The sequence below is a fragment of the Lysobacter oryzae DSM 21044 genome, assembly GCF_059568595.1.
Map to the genome: position 1 here is coordinate 154304 of NZ_JCANTQ010000009.1, position 22504 is coordinate 176807.

Sequence of the window (22504 nt, forward strand, 5' to 3'; positions counted from 1 at the left end):
GATTCGCCGCTTCTGCGGTCGTTGGCCGGCGCCGCGATGGCCCCGGCGCGACCCGTGCTCGCCAACCGCACGCTACGGATAGTCCATGGCCCTGAGAATCGTGTTTGCCGGTACGCCGGATTTCGCCGTGCCCAGCCTGCGCGCCGCCGCGCAGCGCAATGAGGTGGTCGCTGTCTATACGCAGCCCGACCGGCCGGCGGGCCGCGGCCGCGAGCTGACGCCATCGCCGGTGAAACGCGAAGCGCTGCTGCGCGGCATCGAAGTCGTGCAGCCGGAAAACTTCAAGTCGATCGTCTCCAAGGACGCGCTGCGCGCGCTGCAGCCGGACCTGATGGTGGTAGTCGCCTACGGCCTGATCCTGCCGCAATCGGTGCTCGACATTCCCACCTACGGCTGCTGGAACGTGCACGCCTCGCTGCTGCCGCGCTGGCGCGGCGCCGCGCCGATCCAGCGCGCGATCGAAGCCGGCGATCGCGAATCGGGCGTGTGCCTGATGCAGATGGAAAAAGGGCTCGACACCGGGCCGGTGCTGTTGTCGCAGTCGCTGTCCATCGGCGATGGAGAAACCGGCGGGCAACTGCACGACCGCCTCGCCGCATTGGGTGCGCAGGTGCTGGCCGATGGACTGGGCCTGCTGCGCGCGGGCGTGCGTCCGCTGTCCACGCCACAGCCCGAAGCCGGCGTCACCTACGCGCACAAGCTCGACAAGGCCGAGGCGAAGCTGGACTGGTCGCTGCCTGCGTCCGCACTTGCCAACAAGGTGCGCGCGTTCAATCCGTGGCCGATGGCGGAAGCGACGGTCGCGGGCGAACGCCTGCGCCTGCACGGCGCGGTCGCGCTCGACGAAGCCCATGCCGGCGTGCCCGGAACGCTGCTGCGCGCAGGCCGCGAGGGCCTGGACGTCGCCTGCGGACAGGGCGTGCTGCGCATCCGCGTGTTGCAACGCGAAGGCGGCAAGGCGATCACCGCCGCGGACTACCTCAACGGCCGTCCCGACCTGAGGCCCGCGTGAGCGCCGGCGCCGCGCCACGCGCCGCGGCCGCGCGCGTGCTCGATGCGGTGCTGCACCGCGGCCGTTCGCTCAAGGCGGAGCTGGCGGCGCACTTGCCGGCGCTGGCCGACCCGCGCGATCGCGCGCTGGTCGAGGCGATCTGCTTTGCCGTGCTGCGCCAGCCGGCGCGCTACGAGGCGGCGCTGAAAGCCTGGGTGCCGCGTCCATTGGCGCGGCGCGACGACGAGCTGCGGGCGCTGCTCTACGCCGGCTTCGCCCAGCTCGATCCGCTGGGGCTGCCCGCGCACGCGGCATTGGCAGCCAGCGTCGATGCGGCCCGCGTGCTGGGGCGCGCTCACCAGGCCGGCATGGTCAACGCGCTGCTGCGTCGCGCGCAGCGCGATGGCATTCCGCCAGGCGATCCATCCGCGCATTGGCCGCAATGGCTGCGCGACAGCTTGCGGCAGGACTGGCCGCAGGAGTACGCGTCCATCCTCGAGGCCAGCGCGTGCACGCCACCGTTGTGGCTGCGCGTGAACCGCCAGCAGCAGTCGCGCGATGCCTACCGCCAGCGCCTGCACGACGCCGGCATCGAATCGGTGGTGGACGACGTTGGGTCCGACGCACTGCGCGTCGACGGCAGCCTGGCTGTCGCTCAGTTGCCCGGCTTCGATGAAGGCGCGGTTTCGGTGCAGGACATCTCCGCCCAGCGCGTCGCCGATGCGCTGGAGCTGGCGCCGGGCGCGCGCGTGCTCGATGCCTGCGCCGCGCCGGGCGGAAAGTCCGCGCATCTGCTCGAGCGCGAGCCCTCGCTGCGCCTGATCGCGCTCGACGTGGACACCCGGCGCCTGGAGCGCGTGCGGGGCACCTTCGAGCGCCTGCGCGTGGGCGCCGGCGCGCGCCTGCTCGCCGCCGATGCGGCCCGTCTGGAGAGCTGGTGGGACGGCACGCCGCTGGACGCGATCCTGATCGACGCGCCCTGCTCGGCCACCGGGATCGTGCGCCGGCAGCCGGACGTGCTGCTGCATCGGCGCGCTTCCGACCTGGCGCCCCTGCTGGCCACGCAGGCACGCCTGCTCGACAGCCTGTGGACCACGCTCGCGCCCGGCGGCACGCTGCTGTATGCGACCTGCTCGGTGCTGAAGGCGGAGAACGCAGCGCAGGTCGAGGCTTTCCTGGCGCGCACGCCCGACGCGCGCGCCGAGGCGCTCGATGAAGGGTTCGGCCGCCCGAGCGGGCCGGGACGCCAGCGCCTGCCCGGTGAGAATCACGCCGATGGGTTCTACTACGCACGCCTGCGCCGCGGGCCGTGACGCGTAGGCAGGCGCCGCATTGCGGTGGCGCACGACTCCGCTCCGACACGCTTCCCACGCCACGCCACTATCATTCCGCGCCATGCTGAAGACCGCCAAATCCCGCGAAACCTGGTTGTTCTGGATCCTGGCCCTGCTGGTGCTCGGCGCCGGCCTCGGCCTGCGCGACCCCTGGCCCGCGGACGAGCCGCGCTTCACCCTCGTCGCCAAGCACATGATCGAAAGCGGCGACTGGCTGTTCCCGCATCGCGGCACCGAGTTGTACTCGGACAAGCCGCCGTTCTTCATGTGGCTGCAGGCGACGGCCTACACCCTGTTCGGCAACTGGCGCGTCGCGTTCCTGCTGCCGTCGCTGCTCGCCGCGCTGGGCACGCTGTGGTGCGTGACCGACCTGGGCAAGCGCCTGTGGACGCGTCGCGTCGGCCTGTACGCCGGTTACGCGCTGCTGTTCACCCTGCACTTCACCTACCAGGCGAAGAAGGCGCAGATCGATCCCACCGTGGTGTTCTGGATCACCCTGGCCAACTACGGCCTGCTGCGGCACCTGCTGCGCGGCGGCGACTGGCGCATGTGGATGCTCGGCTGGTTCGCCGCGGGCATGGGCACGATCACCAAGGGCGTGGGCGCGCTCGCGCTCATCATGCTGGTGCCGGCCGCGTTCGCGGCGATGCATGGCTGGAATGGCGTGGTGTTCCCGCTGCGGCGCTGGCGCGTGCTGCTGGGACCATTGGCCTTCCTCGTCGCGATCTCGTTGTGGCTGGTGCCGATGGTGACGAGCGCCTTGCACCATCCCGATCCGGCCTATCGCGCCTATCTCGACGACATCCTGTTCCGCCAGACCGCGGGGCGCTACACGCGTTCCTGGGACCATCACCAGCCGGCGTGGTATCACCTCGGGGTGATGCTCTCGATGTGGCTGCCGCTGGTGTTCGCGCTGCCATGGGCGTTGCCCGCGTGGAAGCGCCGGCTGCAACGGCGCGATCCGCGCTACCTGCTGCCGCTGGTGTGGTGGGCGCTGATCGTGTTGTTCTTCTCGATCCCGCATGGCAAGCGCGACGTCTACATCCTGCCCGCGTTGCCGATGGCGTGCCTGGCGTTCGCGCCGTTGCTGCCGGGCATCCTGCGCAAGGCGTGGCCGCGCCGCATCGCGCTGCTGTTCGCCACCGCATTCGCCGTGGCGATGACCGGCGCCGGGCTGGCGATGCTGTTCGGTCATCCCGGGTTCGAGGACAAGCTGATCGGTGACCGTGGCTTGAGTTCGGATTCGGCGCCGTTCGCCTGGTCGCTGCTGGCGATGGGCATCGGCGCCTGGGCCAGCCTGCTGTGGTTCGGGCGGCGCCGGCCGATTGCGGCGATGCTGTCGACGCTGACCGTGATCTGGGTGCTGTACGGCCTGCTGGTCTATCCGCTGCTCAACGACTCCAGCTCCGCGCGCGGCCTAATGACCGCCGTGGACCGGCGCCTGCCGGCGCAGGCGCAGCTGGGCCTGGTGGCGTGGAAGGAACAGAACCTGCTGATGGCCCAGCGCAAGGTCACGACCTTCGGGTTCCGCATGCCGTGGGGCGAGCAGTTGCGCCACGGCATCGAATGGCAGAGCCAGGCGCCGGCGCAACGCTGGCTGCTGGTGCAGGAGCCGGCGCTGTCGACGTGTGTCGATCGCAGCAAGGCCGAGTTCGCCGGCCGCTCGAACCGGCGCGCCTGGTGGCTGGTGCCGGCGGCGGCGGTCATTCCCGGCTGCGTGCCGGGCGGCAAGGAACTGGAAACGGGTACCGACGAATCCGGCTGACGGCGCGGGCGCCGACCGCCGGCGCTAGGGCTTTTGGCCGTTCTGCAGCAGCCACAGCATGATGGTCTTCTGCCGCACGTAGTTGGCGCGGACATAGGCGTAGACCAGGCCGTGCCAGCCGTCGAGGAAGCCGCCGCGCAGAAGATACCCGCGCCAGAAGCGCCACGCCGGCGACACGATCAGCTTGCCCAGCGTCGCGCGCTTGCCCCGGGCGAAGTCGTGCTCGGCCATCATCCGCGCGTAGCGCTGGGTCTTCTGCAGCTGCTGCTCGAGCGAACGGTACGGGTAATGGACCAGGTCGCCGCGCAAGGTGCGGACGGCACCGTCCACGCTCGCCGCTTCATGCACTTCGCGCGTGCCGCGCCAGCCGCCGCGGCGGCGGTCGAACAACCGCAGGACGCGATCGGGATAGGCGTTGCCGTGGCGCAGGAACTTGCCGAAGTACTCGCTCAGGCGCGCGAAGCGAAAGCCGGCGGCGCCGTCGAATCCGCGCGCACGCTCGGCTTCGATCGCGGCGCGCAGGTGCTCGTCGACGCGCTCGTCGGCATCCAGGCACAGCACCCAGTCGTGCGCGGCCTGGTCGATCGCGAACTGCTTCTGGCTGCGGAACCCATCGAACGGCCGCAACAGCACCCGTGCGCCCAGTTTCCGGGCGATCTCGACGGTGGCATCGGTCGAATGCGAATCGACCACCACGATCTCGTCGCAGAACGCCAGCGAGGCGATGCAGTCGGCGATGCGGTCGGCCTCGTTGAACGTGATAATGCAGCCCGAAATCGGGCAGGCCGGACTCGTGCCCGAAGCCGGCGTCGCAGTGGATGAGGAAGCGTTGATGGCGGAGTACCTGTTGTTCGCGACCGAGCGCTATGCGCTGCCCATCCTGCAACCGCTGGCGGATGCGCTGCAAGCCGCGGGCCATGGCGCGCATGCCCTGCTCGTCGACGGCGCCGCCGGCGCGCGCCTCGCCGGAGCGGTGCGCAGCGTGGACGTGCGCGGCGCAGTGGCGTTGCGGCCACGCGCGATCTTCAGCGCGGCCAACTGGGTGCCGACCTTCGTTCACGGCGCCAAGGTGCAGCTGTTCCACGGCTTCAACGTCGAGAAGCGCTCGGACGAGCGCGGGCATTTCCGCGTGCGCGGCCTGTTCGACCTGTACTGCACGCAGGGACCGGCGACCACCGCGCCATTCCAGGCGCTGGCGGCGCGCGAGCGCCACTTCGCCGTGGTCGAAACCGGCTGGCCCAAGCTCGATCCGCTGTTCCGCGACGACGACGGCAGCGCGGCCGTCCTGCGCGCGCCGGCGGGCGCGCGCCCGGTGGCGCTGTTCGCGTCGACCTTCACCGAACGCCTCAGCGCCGCGCCGCATCTCCATGAAGCCATCGCGGCGGACATCGCCCGCGGCGAGCGCTACTGGCTGCTGACCCTGCACCCCAAGTGCCCGGCGGAGCTGGTCGCGCGCTATCGCGCGCTGGCCGGCCCCAATGCCGCGTTCGTGGAAACCGAACAACTGGTGGCCGCGCAGCGCGCCGCGGACGTGCTGGTCGCCGACACCACCTCGGTGGTGTCGGAGTTCGTGGTGCAGCGCAAGCCGGTGGTGACCTTCCGCAATCGCGCGCCCAAGCCGCACATGCTGGATTTCTCCGAGCCCGCGCGCCTGCCGGAGCTGCTTGCCCAGGCCTTCGCGCCCACGCCGGCGCTGCAGGCCGCGTTGGCCGCCTATGCCGACGCGATCCATCCCTGGCGGGACGGCCGCTCGTCCGAGCGGGTCCTCGCTGCGACCGAGGCGTTGCTGCGCGGTGATCTGGGGACGCTGGCGCGCAAGCCGCTGGCGGCGCTGTGGCGTGGCCTGCAGACCCGGCGCGAGCTGGGCTATTGGCGTGCGTAACGCGGGTTGCGCCGTGCCCTGAAATTCACCAGCGCAGCGGTCGCCGCGCCAGCGTGCGCGCCAGTTGCGCATGCAACGCCTGCGCTTCGGCGTCCGGCAGGAAGCGGATGCGCAGCGGGGGCGCCAGCGCGCTGGCGCCGGCGGTGTCGAGCCACAGCGTCGCGGTGCCGCAGCGGCGATCCAGCGGGTTGCGCGTGAGCTGCACGACCTGCAGCTTGTCGATCTCGGCGAAGCGCCAATGCCGGCTCCACCAGCCCTCGCGCACGGCGACCAGATCGCGGCTGATCGCGTAACCGGCCGTGCGCATGTGGCGATGGGCGACGTAGGCCGCCCACGGCAGCCACAGCAGCACGAGCAATGCCCACCCCTGCAGCCACCACGCCGCAATCGCGCTACCCAACAGCGCGAACGGTACAGCGGGCAGCGCCAGGCGCCACCATGACGCGCGTGCCAGGCCGCGCCATTCCAGCCGTGCCCATGCGGCGCGCGGCAGCAGGTGTTCGATCAAGGCATCGCAGGCCGCGGGGGTGGCGACCGGGGCGAGTTCGCGCAGCGAGCGCTGCTGGTGCTGCTGCTCGGCGACCGCGGTGTCCACCTCCAGGCTGCGTCGCTTGAGCACGCGATGCATGAAGCCCTCGCGCAACGTCCATGCCTGGATGCGCCGGCGCGACGCACTGGTGCGCCAGCGTGCGAACAGGCCGCGCTCCACGGTCAGCCGCCGTCCGCTTTCGCTCAGGCTGAAGCCGTAGTACTGCAACAGCGCCAGCAGGATCGAGAACGCGCGCAGCAGCGCGAGTGCCAGCAGCGCCAGGGTGATCCCGGCAAGCGCGGTCGACGCCGGATGCTGCGCGCCGTTGTGCGAGATCCAGCCGAAGACCCAGTTGCCCCAGCGCTCCATCAGGTTGGGCAACAGGCGCGGGCTGAACTGCGAGAGGCCACCGATCGCCGCGCCGAGCACGATCAGGCCGCGATTGGACACCAAGCCAAGCCGCATGACCTCGCCGGGCGACAGCGTCAGCAACCGCGCCGACTCCGGCGTGGCCACGGCGGTGGCCTCGGACGCCGCGCCACGTCGACGCACCAGCGCCTCCAGCGCCAGCGCGTCGCCCAGCTTGAGCACGCGCATCTCGGCCTCGGGCTTCTGCCCACCGGCCGATTCCAGCCGGACTTCGGCCACGCCGAAGATCCGGTGCAGCACCGACTGCTGCAGCGCGACGTTGTGGATGCGGGCGAAGGGAATCACGCGCACGCTGCGCTCGAGCACGCCGCTGCGCACCACCAGCGCGTCGCCCGCCACGCCGTAGCGGTAGGTGAAGTAACGCCACACCGCCAGCAGGGCGAGCACGCCGACGCCGATCAACGGCCACAGCTCATTGCGGTCGCCGCCGAAGAAGAACGCCGCGACCAGCGGGAAGATGAACTGCTTGAGCTGCTGCAGCAGCACGAACAACCACGACATCGGGTGCAGGCGATGGTCGGCCTGCGCGGCGGCCGCAGTGGCTACGGGGTCACTCGTCGTCATCGCGGTCGACCTGCCGGCCCAGGACATCGCGCAGGCGTTCGGCATCGTCCGCATCCAGGTGCGGCAGCGTGACCGCGCTGTGGCGCGTGCCGGCGGTGTGCACGACCAGGGTCGCGAGCCCGCGCCGGCGTTGCCAGGGACCCCGCTTCAGGTCGAGATGCTGCACGCGCGTCGCGGGGACGCGGGTCTCGCGCTGGAACATCCGGCCGCGACGGATGGCCAGGCCTTCGTCGTCGAGGCGCCAAGCGATGTGGCGGAACTGGCGGACGCCGAGCCACAGTCCCAGCATCGCCACCAGCACGCCGGCGCCCGCTGCGCCGGCGAGGCCGGGGCGGTCGAGCGCTTCCAAGAGCACGAAGCCCGCCACGGCGGCTGGTATCGCAAGACCGACGCGCGAGATCGCAAACAGGGGGCGGGCCCGCGCCGGCAGTGGCTGCCAGCCGGGGGTGGCTGCGCGCGCGGACGTGCCTTCCTCGATGCTCAACGGATCCCCCGGTACGGATTGTCGTAGCCGCTGCCCGAAGGCCGCAGCGTGTAGCGCTTGTAGGTCCATTGGTACTGCGATGGATCGCGCCGGGCGATGCGCTCCAGCCCCGCGTTGAGTGCCGCCACCGCCGCCACCGGATCGGCATCGTCCACTCCTTCCGGCGCGGCTTCGATGCGCAGCGCGAACGCGGGCGCACCGTGGCGGCCACTGTCGATGCGTTCGCAATAGGCGAACACCACCGCCGCGCCGGTGCGATGCGCGAGCCGGCCGAGCAGGGTCATGGTCAGTGCGGGCACGCCGAAGAACGGCGCGAATTCGCCATCGCCCTGCTTGGGCTGCTGGTCGGGCAGGATGCCCACCACGCCGCCGTCCTTGAGCAGCTTGAACAGTTGGCGCACGCCGGGGCCTTCGGCGCGAACCTGGGTCACGCGCTGCGCGTGGGCGTCATCGGCGCGCACCCGACGCAGGAAGGCGTCGCCGATCGCGGATTCGGGTGGCGCATACAGGATCGCCAGCGGCGTGTGTGCGGCCAGCCACTGGTTCAACAGTTCCCAGTTGCCGTAATGCGGTGCGGCGACGATCACCCCCCGCCCGGCGCGGATCGCCGCGTCGAACAGATCCACGCCGTGGTGCTCGCGAATGAGCGCGAGGTTCTCTGCGTGCGGCCGGGTCCACAGCCGCATCGTTTCGATCGCCTGGCGCGCGGTGGTGCGCACGACGCGCTGCTGCATGTCCTCGCGCTGGGCGGGCGATGCGGCCGGGTCAATGAGCTCGAGGTTGCGGCGGGCGACGCGGGCCTCGCGCGTGTTCCGGCGCAGCATCAGCGCCGCGATGCCGTCGCCCAGGCGCAGCAGCCAGGGCCAGGGCAGGCGGGTGAGCAGGGCGGCGAGGAAGTAGGCGAGGCGGGCGAGGAGGTCGGCCATTGGGAGGCGAGTGTAGCGTCCGTCACCATGTCCCCAAGGCGTGGTCGTGTCGCCGCGGCCGCGTTGCTCTTACGATGCCCCGTCCCGATTTCCCCGGCGCTCGCATGCTTGCCCTGATCCAGCGCGTCACCGAAGCCCGCGTCAGCGTCGATGGCGAAACCGTGGGCGCGATCGGTCCCGGCCTGCTGGCCCTGGTCGGCGTCGAGCCCGGCGATGGCGACGCGCAGGTCACGCGCATGGCCGAGCGCCTGCTCGGCTACCGCGTCTTCGCCGACGGGCAGGGACGCATGAACCTGGGACTGGCCGACACCGGCGGCGGGCTGCTGCTGGTCAGCCAGTTCACCTTGGCGGCGGACACCCGCAGCGGCATGCGGCCCGGCTTCTCCACGGCCGCGCCGCCGGAACTGGCTGAACCCGTGTTCAACCGCCTGCTGGCAACGTGCCGGCAACAGCACGCGCCGGGGGTGGAAACCGGCCGCTTCGGCGCCCATATGGTGATCAGCCTGGTCAACGACGGCCCGGTGACCTTCCTGCTCAAGGCGTAGGTCCCGTCGCCGAACCTCCAGGCCGGCATCGCGCCCGTGGCCTGCGGGCGCGCAGCGGCGCGTTGACCAGTTTCGCAAGCCAAGCCTGCCGCTGCGCGGTATAATGCTTGGTTCCCTTAGTACCCCTCCTGGTGTCCACTCCATGGCCAACGAACGTCCGGCGCCCCAGTCCGACATCAAGCAGCTGATCAGCAAGGGCCTGGAGCAGGGCTACCTGACCTACGCCGAAGTCAACGATCACCTCCCCGACGACATGGTCGATGCGGAGCAGATCGAAGACATCATCGGCATGATCAACGGCATGGGCATCGAGGTGCACGAAGTTGCGCCCGACGCCGAAACCCTGCTGCTCGCCGGCGAAGCCAGCCCGGGCGGCCGTGATGTCGACGAAACCGCCGCCGAAGAAGCTGCCGCCGCGCTGACTGCGCTCGATGGCGAAGGCGGCCGCACCACCGACCCGGTGCGCATGTACATGCGCGAGATGGGCACGGTCGAGCTGCTGACGCGCGAAGGCGAAATCGCCATCGCCAAGCGCATCGAGGAAGGCCTGAACCAGATGCAGGCCGCGCTCGCCTCGTTCCCGGCCACGATCCAGCAGATCCTCGGCGACTACGAAATCCACAAGACCGGCAAGAAGCGCCTGGCCGAGATCGTCGTGGGCTTCCTCGATGCCGAGCCGGAACCCGAGCCGGTCCCGGTCGTGGCCGCCGCAGAAGTCGATGCGGACGAGGAGGATGAGGACGTCGAAGTCGCCGGTGGCGACGAAGAAGCCGCCGAGGAAGGCCCGACCGGTCCGGATCCGGCCGAAGTCGCCGTGCGCATCGGCAAGATCGCCGACGCCTGGGGCCGTTTCGAGAAGGCCTACGCCAAGCACGGCGCCGGCCACAAGACCGTGGTCAAGGCGCGCGAGGAGATGGCGGAAGTCTTCGTCACGCTCAAGCTTCCGCTGGGCCTGACCGACACGCTGGTGAAGAACCTGCGCGACGTGCAGAACAAGATCAAGGAACACGAGCGCCGCATCCTCGACCTGTCCACGCGCGTCGCCAAGATGCCGCGCAAGGACTTCATCCGCGCATGGGAAGGCAACCAGACCAACCTGGCCTGGGTCGACGACGTGCTCAAGCGCAAGCAGAAGTGGTCTTCGGGCCTGCGCGACGTCAAGGACCAGATCGTTTCCGAGCAGGAAGCCACCATCGCCATCGAACAGGCGAACTTCCTGAGCCTGGCCGACATCAAGGACATCAGCCGCGCGATGGCCTACGGCGAAGCCAAGGCGCGCAAGGCCAAGAAGGAAATGGTCGAGGCCAACCTGCGCCTGGTGATCTCGATCGCCAAGAAGTACACCAACCGCGGCCTGCAGTTCCTCGACCTGATCCAGGAAGGCAACATCGGCCTGATGAAGGCGGTCGACAAGTTCGAGTACCGCCGCGGCTACAAGTTCTCGACCTATGCGACCTGGTGGATCCGCCAGGCGATCACCCGCTCGATCGCCGACCAGGCGCGCACCATCCGCATCCCGGTGCACATGATCGAGACGATCAACAAGCTCAACCGCATTTCCCGCCAGATGCTCCAGCAGTACGGCCGCGAGGCCACGCCGGAGGAGCTGGCCAAGGAAATGGACATGCCCGAGGACAAGATCCGCAAGGTCATGAAGATCGCGAAGGAGCCGATCTCCATGGAGACGCCGATCGGCGACGACGAGGATTCGCACCTGGGCGACTTCATCGAGGACACCAACGTGGAGTCCCCGGTGGATGCGACGACCAACATCAACCTGTCGGAAACCGTGCGCGAAGTGCTCGCCGGCCTGACGCCGCGGGAAGCCAAGGTCCTGCGCATGCGCTTCGGCATCGACATGAACACCGACCACACCCTCGAGGAAGTCGGCAAGCAGTTCGACGTCACCCGCGAGCGCATCCGCCAGATCGAGGCGAAGGCACTGCGCAAGCTGCGCCATCCGAGCCGTTCGGAACAGCTGCGTTCGTTCCTAGACATCGACTGAGTCCGGCCCAACGTGAAACGCGAAGCCCCGCCTGGTTGCGGGGCTTCGTCGTTCCGGGGCCCGCGTTTCCGTGCGTCGCCCGGTTTCTTGTTTCCCCGCAGTGACTCCATAATCGCGTGGCGGCGGGCCTATAGCTCAATGGTTAGAGCAGAGGACTCATAATCCTTTGGTTCCAGGTTCGAGTCCTGGTGGGCCCACCAGATTGGTCGTGCTCCATCGCCGGGCCAAGGCTCGCCCAAGTTGACTCCTAGCGCGACCTGGCATTGCGCGCGCTGCAAGCAGCCTCGTTGCCGGTGCCGTGACGTTGCGGTCCAGGCGCGTGTCATGCGCTCGATGCAAAGCCCTTGTGGCGGAACGGCTTCCAGTGCGCCGAGCCTTGGTTGCCATCAATCGCATCGTGCGCGTCGGCGTCCACTGGCCCGGTTGCGATCGATCACCGATCCGCGGCTTTCGCCAGGCTCGCGGCTTCCGTGGCGTCGAGGTACAACCCCGGGAACTGCTCGCCGAACTTCTCGCCCATGAGACGTGAAAACTCCACGGTGGCATCGAGTGGGTAGTGGTGGATCAATAGCGAGTCCGCTTCGCCGTTTTCGTTGAGATGCACGAGCACCGAGCACTCCACCGGAACGCCGTTGATGCTTGACCGGTACGCTTCCAGGAAGAACTCGCTGCCCAGGTGCCCGTAGTGGGTGTAGTCCTGGAATTCGTAGAGGGTGCGGGCATGCGAGATGAGGGCGAGGATGTTGTCCCTGCCATGGACGGCGTGCCTCAGCACGGCGCCTTCCAGCGTGGCGTCCGGCGCGATGTTGCCAAGCCAAGGCGGCGGGCCCGCCGGGCGCGGCAGGGTGGGTGCGGTGTCGGTGAATTTCATCGTTGGGATCCAATGGATTGGGGGGGCGCAGAATCGGCTTCGTGCCCGGCGAACCAGAAGTGGCGCAATCCGGGACCCGTTGGCGCTCACGCGAGCGTTCGCAAAGCCGGTAGTGATGGAACCGCGCGCGCCGGGTGACTCGATCGACTGCGAGCTCAATCGAAGCTGGCGCGGATCTCGGCGATCGCCGCGTCCGGCGCCTGGAGGTGCGGGTAATGGCCGATCCCCGAGAGCACCGTGAGCGGCGCCCTGGCCTTGGCGGCGAATTCGATGCCCATGTCCCTGCTGATGTAGAGATCCTTCTCTCCCCACACGACCTTGACCGGCGCCTTGAGCCTGCCGATGTTGGCTTCGAGGTACTGCTGGTCGCGCGAGAACTGGCGGTAGTAGTGGGCGAAGGCATCCACGGAGGTCATCGCGCCGTGGTTCCAGGCGCGCGTTATGTCATCCCTCAATTCATCGGATACCTCATAGCGGGCGTCGTCCGGCAGGCCTCGGGTGAAGGTGTTCTGGATGATCTCGTCGGCGTTCGCGTTCATCCGGGTCCGCACCGCTTCCGCTGACGGCTCGGCCTTGAGCGCCTGCAGGTTCGGTGACATCAGCTCGGGCCGGTCGAACGGCGCGAAGTCACCGACGATGAGAGCCCTGGCGACGTCTGGCCGCTCGAGGGCAAGCAGCAGGGTCGGCAGCGCGCCGATGTCGGTTGCGTAGATGGTCAGCGTCGTCCTGTCGATGCCGGCAGCGTCGATGTACGCAGCCAGGACGCGCGCATAGTCCCTTGGCGAATACGGGAATGCGTCCGCATCGGGACGCGAGGAGAAACCGAAGCCCGGCCAGTCGAACGCGTGGACCTCGTGGTCGCGACCGAGCGACAGCGCGATGTCCTTCCAGGCATGCACGCTCTCGGGAAAGCCGTGCAGCAGGAGCACCGTGCCCTTCGATCGCGGTCCGCGCACCAGCATCCGCCTGAGCGTGAGGCCACCCGCTTCAAGGAAACCGATGTCGATCCTGGGGGCGCCTACGTCCGCGTTGACGACGGAAGAAGCGAGGGCATGGGGAGGTGTGTTGGCGTCGGACATGTCAGTGGCCTTGCAGTAGAAGTTGGGGGATCGGCGGACAGTGCCGCCCGTTGCATCGGGTCAGTGCGCTTCGGCCGCGCTGCCGGCACTTGGCGCGCCCGCCTTTCGCATCAGCGGCACCATGGCGGCCGTTACCGCCATGCAGGCCATGACGACCAGGAAAGTGTCGGAATACGCGAGGGTTTGCGCTTCGCGGAGGGTCATCTGCCACAGCAGGCGCAAACCCGGCTCCTGCGCGACGCTGCCGAAGCGATGGGAAGCATTGGCGAGGAAGTCGGCGGTCGCATCGTTCGCGTAGGTGAGATGTTCCGCCAAGCGGAAGAAATGCAGGTTGGTCCGGTCGTTGAGCAGGGTGGCGCACACCGCGATGCCGATCGCGCCACCCAGGTTGCGCATCAGGTTGAACAGGCCCGAGGCGAGCTTCAGGCGCGCCGGGGCGAGGCTGCCCAGGCTCAGCGTCACCGTCGGCGCCACCGACAGTTGCTGCGCCACGCCGCGCAGCGCCTGCGGTAGCAGCAGCTGCGAGGCCCCCCAGTCGTGGGTGATCGGCGCGAACTCCCACATCGACACGGCGAACAGGCTCAGGCCGGCCATCAGGATCCAGCGCAGGTCGTAGCGTCTCGCCAGCCACGAATACACGGGGACGGTGAGGATCTGGAAGATTCCGGTCGAGAAGACCGCTTCGCCGATCTGCAACGCGCTGTACCCGCGCACCCGGGCGAGAAACAGCGGGGTCAGGTAGATCGTGGAAAAGAGGCCGAGGCCGGTGACGAACGAGAAGAAGCAACCCAGGGCAAAGGTGCGATCCCGCAGCGCGCGCAGGTCCACCAGGGGTTGCGCGTAGCTGAGCGTGCGCGCGATGAAGGCGATGCCGGACAGCGCCGCGATCCACCCGGTGGTGGTGATCGTCGCATCGCTGAACCAGCCAAGGCGCGGTCCTTCCTCGAGCGTGTACTCGAGGCAGCCCAGGAACAGCGCCAGCAGCACCATGCCGACGTAGTCCGCACCACGCAGAAGGGACAGGTCCGGTTTGTCGATCTTCACCAGCATCGGCACCACCACCGCGACGAAGATGCCCGGCACCAGGTTGATCAGGAACAGCCAGTGCCAGGAGAAATGATCGGTGATCCAGCCGCCGAGCGTCGGACCGAGCGTCGGCGCGAGCGATGCGAGCACGCCGAGCGTGGAGGCCGCGACCACCCGCTGCTTGGCATCGAAGAAGATGAAGGCGGCGGTGAAGACGGTCGGGATCATCGAGCCGCCGAGGAACCCCTGCAGCGCCCGGAACGCGATCATGCTTTCGATGTTCCACGCGAAGGCGCAGAGCAGGCTGGCCAACGTGAACCCGACCGCGGAGGCCAAGAACAGCCAGCGCGTCGACATCAGCCGCGACAGCCAGCCCGACAGCGGAATGACGACGATCTCGGCGATCAGGTAGCTGGTCTGCACCCATGCGGTTTCGTCGACGCCGGCGGACAGGCCGCCCCCGATGTCCTTCAGCGAGGCCGACACGATCTGGATGTCGAGCAGGGCGATGAACATGCCCAGGCCCATCGTGCCGAACGCGAGGATCTTGTGCAGCGTCGGCAGCGACGCCGGGCTCGGCGGCGCGACGGTGTCGGCCTGGCGGCTCACGGCGCACCCGCCTGACGGGCCGGATGGGTGTCCACTTCCGCCACCACCGACAGTCCCGGGCGCAGCATCCCGAGCGTCCCATCCTTCGACTCGAGCAGGATGCGCACGGGCACGCGCTGCACGATCTTGGTGAAATTGCCGGTGGCGTTCTCGGGCGGCAACACGCTGAACTGGGCACCCGTGGCCGGCGCGAGGCTGGCGAGATGGCCTTGGAAGACCTTGCCGGGCAGTACGTCGGCGCGGACCTCGACGGATGCGCCTTCGCGCATGCGGGCGAGCTGGTCCTCCTTGAAATTGGCGTCCACCCACAACCCGCGCGAAGGGACGATGGCCAGCAACTGGCCGCCGGCAGCGGCGTAGGCTCCGAGGCGGGCGCGACGATTGCCGACCACGCCATCGACCGGCGCGTGCACTTCGGCATAGCTGAGCAGAAGGCGCGCCGTTTCGCGGTCGGCCTTGGCCTGGGCGAGCGCGGCCTCCGCCTGCCGCCGCTGCGTCCAGATCACTTCGCTCTGGCGCTGCGCGGCGACCACGCCCGCCACGGCGTGGTCGGCGTTGGCGAGCGCGGTGCGGTAATCGGCATCCACGCGCTCGGCGCTTTCGGCGGACACCAGCCGTTGCGCGGCAAGCGCGGCATAACGTGCCTGGTCGTTGCGGGAGCGCGCCGTTTCGGCCGCCGCGGCGCTGACGCTGGCGCGCGCCTGGTGGATCACGGCCTGCTGCAGGCGCTCGGTGGCGTCGAGGTTGGCGAGCAGCGCTTCCTGCGCGGCAACGGCGCCTTCGGCCTTGGCCAGCGCGGCGCGGAAGTCGCGGTCGTCGATGCGGAACAGCAGGTCGCCCTTGCGCACGCGCTGGTTGTCGTGGACCGCGAGCTCCGCGATGTACCCGGCGACCCGGGGCGCGATGACGGTGACGTCGCCGCCGACGTAGGCGTCATCGGTTTCCTCGACGAAGCGGCCATGCGTCCACCAATGGGCCGCGTAAGCGCCGCCACCGATGAATGCGAGCGCGGCGAGGCCGCTCCAGAGCAGCGTGCGGCGCCGCAGCCACGGGCGCCTGGGGGCGGATTCGAGCTCGGGGACGTTGCCGATGGCGGAAAGGTTGGTCATGACGCAGCTCACCCTGATGAGTACTGCGTGCATGCTCGGCCGATGCCCGGGCAACGCCCATCAGGCCGTGGCATGCGCCGGCTCATCCCTGCGTATAGGTGCGCGACGCGCGGTGCGCGCGAGCGCCGGGCGTACACTTCCCGGCCTGACGTCGCGACCGGAGGGGCCATGCGCGAGGCTCGGCGGGGACCTTCCCGCGACCGGCAGATCCGTGGGCTCCTGAGGCGCTACATGCGCCTGGCCCGCGCCATGCAGGTGGCGATCCTGGAGCTGGATGTTTCGGCCGCGGTGCCGCTGCTTGCCACGCTCGGCATGCGCGATGCCGACGAAGTGCGCCGGCATTTGGCCAGCCGCCCCGGGTTCGTGCACGAGCTCGCGCGCGCGATGCCGATCGCGCGCGCCAACGCACAGGCAGCCGTGCTCCTGGGACGAAGCGTGCAGGCGCCGGGCACGCTCGCGCAGGTCCTGGCCGAGGAAAGCCTGCCGGTGCTGGCCGAGGCCATCGTCGCCGCGAACGAAGGCCGGCGCGGGTTCTCGGGCGAAGCGCGCCTGCAGTCGGCATCGGGCGCGCGCATCGACGTCCTGGTCAGCGCCTGCCTCAATCCGCGCGAGGTCAGGGAAGGCAGGGTGGTCGTCGGACTCCTCGACGTTTCCGACCGGATGCGTACCACCGAAGTGCTGCGACAGGCCAAGGAACGCTACGAGCACCTGTTCCAGTACATGCCCATCGCCCTGTGGCAGCTCGACGCCAGCGCGGTCGCGGACACATTCAAGCAACTGCGGTCGCAGGGCGTGACCGACCTCGGCCAATACCTGGATGCGCATCCCGGGTTCCTCGAGCGGCTGATGGATGCGTTGCGCGTGGAGGAGGTCAACCAGTACGCGGTGCAGCTGTACGGCGCGCGCGATGCCGACCAGCTGCGCGGCACGACCCGGTACTGGGACGAGAGTCCGGGCACCTTTCGCCGCGCCATGGAGGCGCGCTTCCGTGGCGAGGCCGTCTTCCAGGAAGAGGCGCGCTTCCGCACGCTCGACGGCCGCCTGGTCGATGCGTTGTTCACCGCTGCGCGTCCGGGACCGCCCGACCGCTTGAACGCCAGCATCATCGGGCTGATCGATGTCACCGAACGTACGCGGGCGCAGGAGCGGCTGCGACGCGTGCAAGCGGAACTCGCGCACGCGGCCCGGGTTTCGCTGCTCGGCGAACTGGTCGCGTCGATCGCGCACGAGATCAACCAGCCGCTGGCGGCGATCATCGCCAACGGCGGCGCGGGCATCCGCTGGATCGACCGGCCGCAGCCCGAGCTGCGGGAAACATTGACGCTGCTGCAACGGATCGTGGCCGATGCCGAACGCGCGGCGCAGATCATCCGCAACATCCGCGCCATGGCCACGCGCCGCGAGCCGGAGCTGAAGCCGCTGGAGTTCGCCGACGTCGTGCGCGAGTCCACCGCCTTCCTCCAGCACGAGTTCAAGGCCCACAACGTGACCGTGCGGCTGGCGCTGGATGAGACGCTTCCCGCAATCGCGGGCGATCGCACGCAGTTGCAGCAGGTGCTGGTGAACCTCGTGCTGAATGCGGTCCAGGCGATGGCGGGCGACAGCCTGCGGCGCATCCTCAGGATTCGTGCGTGGCGTGCGGGCGACGGGGCGCTGCAGTGCTCGCTGGAAGACAGCGGGCCGGGCATCGCGGAGGGCGACCTGCCCAATCTGTTCGACAGCTTCTTCACGACCAAGGCCGATGGCCTGGGCATGGGCCTGGCCATCAGCCGCAGCATCGTCGAAGCGCACGGCGGCCAGCTCACCGCCGACAACGCCTCGGAACTGGGCGGCGCGCGCTTCCTGCTCCGGTTGCCGGCATCCGCTCCGCAGCCTGGCAACTGACCTAGCGCGAGCCGGCGCCTTCCAGGCGCAGTGCGGACGCCATCTTGACCAGCGCGGCCAGCGAGCGTGCGCCCATCTTTCGCATCGCATTGCCGCGGTGGATCTTGACCGTGATCTCGCTGAGGCCGAGGTCGGCCGCGATCTGCTTGTTCATCCTGCCCATGACCACCTGGGCCATGACCTCGCGCTCGCGCGGGCTCAGGTGCGAATAGCGCAGCCGCAGGCTCGCATCGTCCTGCTGCTCGGCGCGGCCCACCCGGTCCACTTCGATCGCGCGGGTGATCGCATCCAGCATGTCCTGGTCGCGGAACGGCTTGGTGAGGAAATCCACGGCACCGGCCTTCATCGCCTTGACCGACATCGCGATGTCGCCGAATCCGGTCATGAAGACGATCGGCAGCTGGACCTGGTGCTGGTTGAGCTGGGCTTGGAAATCCAGGCCGCTCATCCCGGGCATCCGGATGTCGAGCACGATGCACGAAGGAATGTCCGGCCGCTGCGCCGACAGGAACGCGGCTGCATCGCCGTAGGTGCGCGTCTGCATGCCCACCGAGCGCAGCAGGGTATCGAGGGCGCTCCGCACGCCCGGATCGTCGTCGATGATGTGCACCAGCGACGAGGCGGCAGCCGCGGGATCCTGTGCGCGGACGGATTCCTCGAAGCCGGAGTGCGTCACTTCCTGGACGGCGGTGACCGGGGTCACCAGCGCGTAGCCGCGCAGCGGTATGTCGGCGATATAGCGATGGCCCGCGTGGCCGTCGTCGAGCGCCTTCCGCAAGGCGGTCATGTGCAGGCGCAGGTTGCCTTCCGGTCCGGCCTGGTCACCCCAGATTGCGGCGGCCAAGGTTTCCTTGGAGACGGCGTCTCCGGCGTGCCGGCACAGGACCAGGAGGATGTCGAACGGATGGCTGCCAACACGCACCGGCCGTCCCGACCGCAGCAACAGGCGATCCTCGGGAAGCACCGTGAACGGACCAAAGCGATATGCCGTGCTCATCGCGAATGCCGGCGTGACTCTGGCCGGAGATCATACGCGCCCCGCGTGCGGCCGGCGGAGGGGCAAAACCCATACCTCCGTACAATGGCAAGCGTGCTGTCGCATGGCGAAGATGGCGCATATCCGCGAACGAGCGCCCGGTGCCTTCCAGCCTGCCCATCGCCGTGGTCGATGACGACCGGTCCGTCCGCGAGGCGATCGTGATGCTGCTGCGGTCCCACGGACATGCGGCCATGGGCTTCGACTCGGCGGAGCAGTTCATCCAGAGCTTCCAGGCAGGCAAGTACGGCTGCCTGGTCAGCGATGTGCAGATGCCGGGCATGGATGGCCCGGCGCTGGCGGGTTGGCTCGCCGAACGCGACATCCATCTCCCCGTCGTCCTGATGACGGCCCGTGCCGGCGAGCGCCTGCCCGCGCTGCCAGCCAATACCAAGGTGGTGCTGCGCAAGCCGTTCGCGTGCGACGCGCTGGCCGACATCCTGCGCGCGGTCATGCGGCCTTCCTGAGGTGGTGGCGTGCCTGCGCGTCGCCTGGTTTGCCGGCCACGCGCGGCGCGCCGCTCATATCAACGGATGATGTCGTGCATCCCGCGGTCTGATGGTGACGCGCGAGCGCCGACGGGATGATGGCTCCGTGGCAGCGCGGCCCCTTCCCCCAAAACGCGATGCCACCGGCAGTGAGTCTGCCGGCGGGGGCTGGTTGCCCTGACGCCAGCCCCCGCTCCTTGGGGGAAGCCGGCAGCAACAGCGCCGGTCCCACTCCGCACAACTACGCCTCGCCAGCCGGCGGCCGGTCGAATCCCTCGTCGGCCCGAGCCGATGCGCATGACGGCGTCGACACCATCGGATCCCCACATGACAACCATCAAAGCCGCTGCCGTCCAGATCGCCCCGGTGCTCTACAGCCGCGAGGGCACCATCGAAAAGGTGGTGCGCAAGATCCGCGAGCTGGGCAGCAAGGGCGTGCAGTTCGCCGTCTTCCCGGAAACGGTCGTTCCCTACTACCCGTATTTTTCCGCAGTGCAGACGCCGCTGCAGATCCTCTCCGGCAGCGAACACCTGCGGCTGCTCGAGCAGGCGGTGACGGTGCCCTCCGCGGCGACCGATGCCATCGCCGAGGCGGCGCGCGAGGCAGGGATGGTCGTCTCCATCGGCGTCAACGAACGCGATGGCGGCACGATCTACAACACGCAGTTGCTGTTCGATGCCGACGGCACCCTGATCCAGCGCCGGCGCAAGATCACGCCCACGCACTTCGAGCGCATGATCTGGGGGCAGGGCGACGGCTCGGGCCTGCGCGCGGTCGACAGCAAGGTCGGACGGATCGGGCAACTGGCGTGCTTCGAGCACAACAACCCGCTCGCGCGCTATGCATTGATCGCCGACGGCGAGCAGATCCATGCGGCCATGTATCCGGGCTCGGCCTTCGGCGAAGGTTTCGCGCAGCGGATGGAACTCAATATCCGCCAGCACGCCCTCGAGTCCGGTTGTTTCGTCGTGAACGCGACGGCGTGGCTGGATGCCGACCAGCAGGCGCGGATCATGCAGGACACCGGTTGCGAGATCGGGGCGATTTCCGGCGGCTGTTTCACCGCGATCGTCACGCCCGACGGCATGCTCCTGGGCGAACCCCTGCGCACGGGCGAAGGCGAAGTCATCGCCGACCTTGATTTCGCGGCCATCGACCGGCGCAAGCTGCTGATGGACTCGGCGGGTCACTACAACCGGCCGGAACTGCTCGGCCTCCTGATCGACCGCACGCCGACGGCGCACATGCATGAGCGTGCAACGCGTCCGTCCTTCGAGCCCGTCCGCAGCCTGGAAACGCTGTAAGGCACGGCACGTGCAGCGCCACGCTCCCTGATTCGCCAAGCCCTTGCCCGGGTCACCCCAAGAGATTCCATCCATGAACAATCGCGTCAACCTTTCCAAAGCCGCGCCCCAGCTGTACCAGGGCATTGCCAACCTTGACCGCTCCGCAAGCGAGCTTGCTGCCTCCGCGGGGCTGGCCGAGGGCTTCGTGCACCTGCTGCGGCTGCGGGCCTCCCAGATCAACCAGTGCGCCTACTGCGTCAGGCTGCACACCCGCGATGCCCTGGCCAGCGGCGAGTCCAGCGATCGCATCAGCGTCCTGCCGGCATGGCAGGAAACGCAATACTTCAGCGGGAAAGAGCGCGCCGCCATCGCCCTGGTCGAAGCGGTGACCCTGATTTCCGATGGACAGGTGCCCGACGCCGTTTACGCCATGGCCACCGCGGTGCTGTCGGACGAGGAGATCGCCGCAGTCGAATGGCTCGCCGTCGTCATCAACGCCTGGAACCGGATTGCCATCCCCAGTCGCTATCCGGTCGCACCGTGACCGCTGCGCTCGAGCCGAGCCACCGGCATCTAGGAGCGCGCCGGCGTGGTGGATGAGGGGAGCGACACCTTCACCGCGACGTAGATCGTGATGCACATGGTCACGAAGGCGAGCCAGGCGTAGGGCCAGAGCAATGGCATTCCGACCAGCGTCAGCCCATCGGTGCCGCCCGGGATAAGCGTGGCGCCGATTCCCATCATGCCTCCGCCGCAGAAGCAGCGTCCCACCTTGGCCACGCGCGGCTTCCGCGGCCTGAGTCCGCTGGTCCATCCCCCGGCCACCGCACCCGCAAGCAGCGCCGCGAAGAGCGAGGCTTCATGCGTCGCATCGAATGTCTCGCCCCTGGCCAGGGCGGCAAGGGCACCGGAATAGGTCCATCCGCCCGCGGTGAGAAGAACCACAAGAAACGCCACGGCGGCGATAGTGGTCGCCACATGCGGGGGCCAGGTGTAGGGCAGTGGCCGTCCTGAACCCGATTTCCACGCGGACAAGCCACCGGTGAACAATCGCAGCGCGACGCCCAGGCCAATCACCACGGGCAGAGTCCAGGTCGTGGCGACGAGAGATGGCTCGCCCGCAAGGCGCACTGGCTGGAACCACCGCGACATCAGCAGGCAGCCGAGGAAGTAACCGACCAGGGTCGCCACGTAAGCGACTTGGCCCGATCCGATCCGCGCGATGGTTCCGATGGCGCAGGAACGATTCAAGAAGGCGCCGAGGCCGAACACCACGCCTCCGGCAACGGTCATTGCACTGGCGGAATAGCCGCGAGGCACCGCCGGCAACAGGCCCGCGCGGTTCAACAGCACCAGGCCGGCCGCGACCACCAGCGAGGATTCCACCAGTGCCAGCAATCGCCCCAGGCGACGCTCGGTCACGACTTCCACGATCGACGCCACCGCACAGGCGCCTCCGCGTTGGGTCGCATAACCCCAGACGCCGATCGCGGCCAAGCCGATCATGAAGCTCGTGTTCGACACTGAATCCGACCAGTCGATGGTGCGCACCAGAAGGCGTGGATACCGGTTGTCAATCAGCCCCTACGGAATGCAGATCATATTCACGTATAGCGTCTCTTCCCGCTCGGGAAGACGAACATGCCGCACGGGCCCTCGGC

The 22504-nt window shown here is 68.9% G+C and carries 20 protein-coding genes and 1 tRNA gene; 11 read left to right on the forward strand and 10 right to left on the reverse strand.

Features of this window, described 5'->3' with window-relative positions; translation table 11 throughout:
* Nucleotides 1–91 precede the first annotated feature (91 nt).
* The 3 genes from fmt (at nt 92) to BP05_RS04430 (ending at nt 4090) form a co-directional block, all read left to right on the forward strand.
* On the forward strand, nt 92–1012 hold the full coding sequence (fmt, locus tag BP05_RS04420) for a methionyl-tRNA formyltransferase (RefSeq protein WP_496361508.1): 921 nt from the start codon (nt 92–94) through the stop codon (nt 1010–1012).
* Nucleotides 1009–2304 (forward strand): 16S rRNA (cytosine(967)-C(5))-methyltransferase RsmB, encoded by a 1296-nt coding sequence (gene rsmB / locus BP05_RS04425; RefSeq protein WP_496360883.1) that lies wholly within the window; start codon nt 1009–1011, stop codon nt 2302–2304. The genes fmt and rsmB overlap by 4 nt, the downstream gene beginning before the upstream one ends.
* Before the next feature lie 82 nt (nt 2305–2386).
* Nucleotides 2387–4090: an ArnT family glycosyltransferase gene (locus BP05_RS04430; protein WP_496360885.1), complete on the forward strand. Its 1704-nt coding sequence runs from the start codon at nt 2387–2389 to the stop codon at nt 4088–4090.
* Nucleotides 4091–4114: 24 nt separating this feature from the next.
* Here the strand turns inward: BP05_RS04430 and BP05_RS04435 are convergent, their stop codons facing one another.
* A complete protein-coding gene (locus BP05_RS04435; protein WP_496361510.1) occupies nt 4115–4867 on the reverse strand; it encodes a glycosyltransferase family 2 protein in 753 nt (250 codons plus the stop codon).
* A gap of 52 nt (nt 4868–4919) precedes the next feature.
* Between BP05_RS04435 and BP05_RS04440 the strand changes: the two genes are divergently transcribed.
* Complete coding sequence (locus tag BP05_RS04440) at nt 4920–5972, forward strand: CDP-glycerol glycerophosphotransferase family protein (protein ID WP_496361512.1); 1053 nt, start codon at nt 4920–4922, stop codon at nt 5970–5972.
* A gap of 25 nt (nt 5973–5997) precedes the next feature.
* Here BP05_RS04440 and BP05_RS04445 read toward each other — a convergent pair whose 3' ends face one another.
* Genes BP05_RS04445 through BP05_RS04455 form a run of 3 tightly spaced genes read right to left on the reverse strand, consistent with a single transcriptional unit; the run spans nt 5998 to nt 8904 of the window.
* A complete protein-coding gene (locus tag BP05_RS04445; RefSeq protein ID WP_496360887.1) occupies nt 5998–7494 on the reverse strand; it encodes a PH domain-containing protein in 1497 nt (498 codons plus the stop codon).
* Nucleotides 7481–7978 (reverse strand): PH domain-containing protein, encoded by a 498-nt coding sequence (locus tag BP05_RS04450; RefSeq protein ID WP_496360889.1) that lies wholly within the window; start codon nt 7976–7978, stop codon nt 7481–7483. Before BP05_RS04450 ends, BP05_RS04445 begins: the two co-directional genes overlap by 14 nt.
* Nucleotides 7975–8904, reverse strand: a complete 930-nt coding sequence (locus tag BP05_RS04455) for a lauroyl acyltransferase (protein ID WP_496360891.1) — start codon at nt 8902–8904, stop codon at nt 7975–7977. The genes BP05_RS04450 and BP05_RS04455 overlap by 4 nt, the downstream gene beginning before the upstream one ends.
* Nucleotides 8905–9008: 104 nt before the next feature.
* On the opposite strand from BP05_RS04455, the gene dtd reads away from it, so the two are divergent.
* The 3 genes from dtd to BP05_RS04470 all read left to right on the forward strand — a co-directional run bounded on the left by dtd (nt 9009) and on the right by BP05_RS04470 (nt 11654).
* A complete protein-coding gene (gene dtd, locus BP05_RS04460; protein WP_496360893.1) occupies nt 9009–9449 on the forward strand; it encodes a D-aminoacyl-tRNA deacylase in 441 nt (146 codons plus the stop codon).
* A gap of 142 nt (nt 9450–9591) precedes the next feature.
* On the forward strand, nt 9592–11454 hold the full coding sequence (gene rpoD, locus BP05_RS04465; protein WP_496360895.1) for an RNA polymerase sigma factor RpoD: 1863 nt from the start codon (nt 9592–9594) through the stop codon (nt 11452–11454).
* Nucleotides 11455–11578: 124 nt separating this feature from the next.
* Nucleotides 11579–11654: transfer RNA gene (locus BP05_RS04470), tRNA-Ile, on the forward strand.
* Nucleotides 11655–11887: 233 nt separating this feature from the next.
* On the opposite strand, the gene BP05_RS04475 is transcribed toward BP05_RS04470, so the two are convergent.
* The 4 genes from BP05_RS04475 to BP05_RS04490 form a co-directional block, all read right to left on the reverse strand.
* Nucleotides 11888–12325, reverse strand: coding sequence for a hypothetical protein (locus tag BP05_RS04475; protein ID WP_496360897.1), 438 nt, complete (start codon nt 12323–12325; stop codon nt 11888–11890).
* 155 nt (nt 12326–12480) lie between these two features.
* Nucleotides 12481–13404: an alpha/beta fold hydrolase gene (locus tag BP05_RS04480; RefSeq protein ID WP_496360899.1), complete on the reverse strand. Its 924-nt coding sequence runs from the start codon at nt 13402–13404 to the stop codon at nt 12481–12483.
* Nucleotides 13405–13464: 60 nt separating this feature from the next.
* Nucleotides 13465–15039 (reverse strand): DHA2 family efflux MFS transporter permease subunit, encoded by a 1575-nt coding sequence (locus BP05_RS04485; protein ID WP_496360901.1) that lies wholly within the window; start codon nt 15037–15039, stop codon nt 13465–13467.
* Nucleotides 15036–16148: an HlyD family secretion protein gene (locus tag BP05_RS04490; protein WP_496360903.1), complete on the reverse strand. Its 1113-nt coding sequence runs from the start codon at nt 16146–16148 to the stop codon at nt 15036–15038. Before BP05_RS04490 ends, BP05_RS04485 begins: the two co-directional genes overlap by 4 nt.
* A gap of 231 nt (nt 16149–16379) precedes the next feature.
* On the opposite strand from BP05_RS04490, the gene BP05_RS04495 reads away from it, so the two are divergent.
* Complete coding sequence (locus BP05_RS04495; protein WP_496360905.1) at nt 16380–18032, forward strand: PAS domain-containing sensor histidine kinase; 1653 nt, start codon at nt 16380–16382, stop codon at nt 18030–18032.
* A gap of 1 nt (nt 18033) precedes the next feature.
* Here the strand turns inward: BP05_RS04495 and BP05_RS04500 are convergent, their stop codons facing one another.
* Nucleotides 18034–19029, reverse strand: a complete 996-nt coding sequence (locus BP05_RS04500) for a response regulator (RefSeq protein ID WP_496360907.1) — start codon at nt 19027–19029, stop codon at nt 18034–18036.
* Between the two features lie 140 nt (nt 19030–19169).
* On the opposite strand from BP05_RS04500, the gene BP05_RS04505 reads away from it, so the two are divergent.
* The 3 genes from BP05_RS04505 (at nt 19170) to BP05_RS04515 (ending at nt 21387) form a co-directional block, all read left to right on the forward strand.
* Nucleotides 19170–19535 carry a response regulator transcription factor gene (locus BP05_RS04505; protein ID WP_496360909.1) on the forward strand — a complete coding sequence of 122 codons (366 nt, stop codon included), beginning with the start codon at nt 19170–19172 and terminating at the stop codon, nt 19533–19535.
* 348 nt (nt 19536–19883) lie between these two features.
* Nucleotides 19884–20861, forward strand: coding sequence for a carbon-nitrogen hydrolase family protein (locus tag BP05_RS04510; protein WP_496360911.1), 978 nt, complete (start codon nt 19884–19886; stop codon nt 20859–20861).
* Nucleotides 20862–20934: 73 nt separating this feature from the next.
* Complete coding sequence (locus tag BP05_RS04515; protein ID WP_496360913.1) at nt 20935–21387, forward strand: carboxymuconolactone decarboxylase family protein; 453 nt, start codon at nt 20935–20937, stop codon at nt 21385–21387.
* A 29-nt stretch (nt 21388–21416) separates the two neighbouring features.
* Here BP05_RS04515 and BP05_RS04520 read toward each other — a convergent pair whose 3' ends face one another.
* Nucleotides 21417–22394, reverse strand: a complete 978-nt coding sequence (locus BP05_RS04520; RefSeq protein WP_496360915.1) for a YeeE/YedE thiosulfate transporter family protein — start codon at nt 22392–22394, stop codon at nt 21417–21419.
* Between the last annotated feature and the right edge of the window lie 110 nt (nt 22395–22504).

What these genes read in the sequence shown, in the direction of transcription:
- rpoD (WP_496360895.1), top strand. Translation starts at nt 9,592, where the DNA reads ATGGCCAACGAACGTCCGGCGCCCCAGTCCGACATCAAGCAGCTGATC.
- BP05_RS04500 (WP_496360907.1), bottom strand. Translation starts at nt 19,029, where the DNA reads ATGAGCACGGCATATCGCTTTGGTCCGTTCACGGTGCTTCCCGAGGAT.
- BP05_RS04445 (WP_496360887.1), bottom strand. Translation starts at nt 7,494, where the DNA reads ATGACGACGAGTGACCCCGTAGCCACTGCGGCCGCCGCGCAGGCCGAC.
- BP05_RS04475 (WP_496360897.1), bottom strand. Translation starts at nt 12,325, where the DNA reads ATGAAATTCACCGACACCGCACCCACCCTGCCGCGCCCGGCGGGCCCG.
- BP05_RS04455 (WP_496360891.1), bottom strand. Translation starts at nt 8,904, where the DNA reads ATGGCCGACCTCCTCGCCCGCCTCGCCTACTTCCTCGCCGCCCTGCTC.
- BP05_RS04430 (WP_496360885.1), top strand. Translation starts at nt 2,387, where the DNA reads ATGCTGAAGACCGCCAAATCCCGCGAAACCTGGTTGTTCTGGATCCTG.
- BP05_RS04480 (WP_496360899.1), bottom strand. Translation starts at nt 13,404, where the DNA reads ATGTCCGACGCCAACACACCTCCCCATGCCCTCGCTTCTTCCGTCGTC.
- BP05_RS04510 (WP_496360911.1), top strand. Translation starts at nt 19,884, where the DNA reads ATGACAACCATCAAAGCCGCTGCCGTCCAGATCGCCCCGGTGCTCTAC.
- BP05_RS04495 (WP_496360905.1), top strand. Translation starts at nt 16,380, where the DNA reads ATGCGCCTGGCCCGCGCCATGCAGGTGGCGATCCTGGAGCTGGATGTT.
- dtd (WP_496360893.1), top strand. Translation starts at nt 9,009, where the DNA reads ATGCTTGCCCTGATCCAGCGCGTCACCGAAGCCCGCGTCAGCGTCGAT.
- BP05_RS04515 (WP_496360913.1), top strand. Translation starts at nt 20,935, where the DNA reads ATGAACAATCGCGTCAACCTTTCCAAAGCCGCGCCCCAGCTGTACCAG.
- BP05_RS04490 (WP_496360903.1), bottom strand. Translation starts at nt 16,148, where the DNA reads ATGACCAACCTTTCCGCCATCGGCAACGTCCCCGAGCTCGAATCCGCC.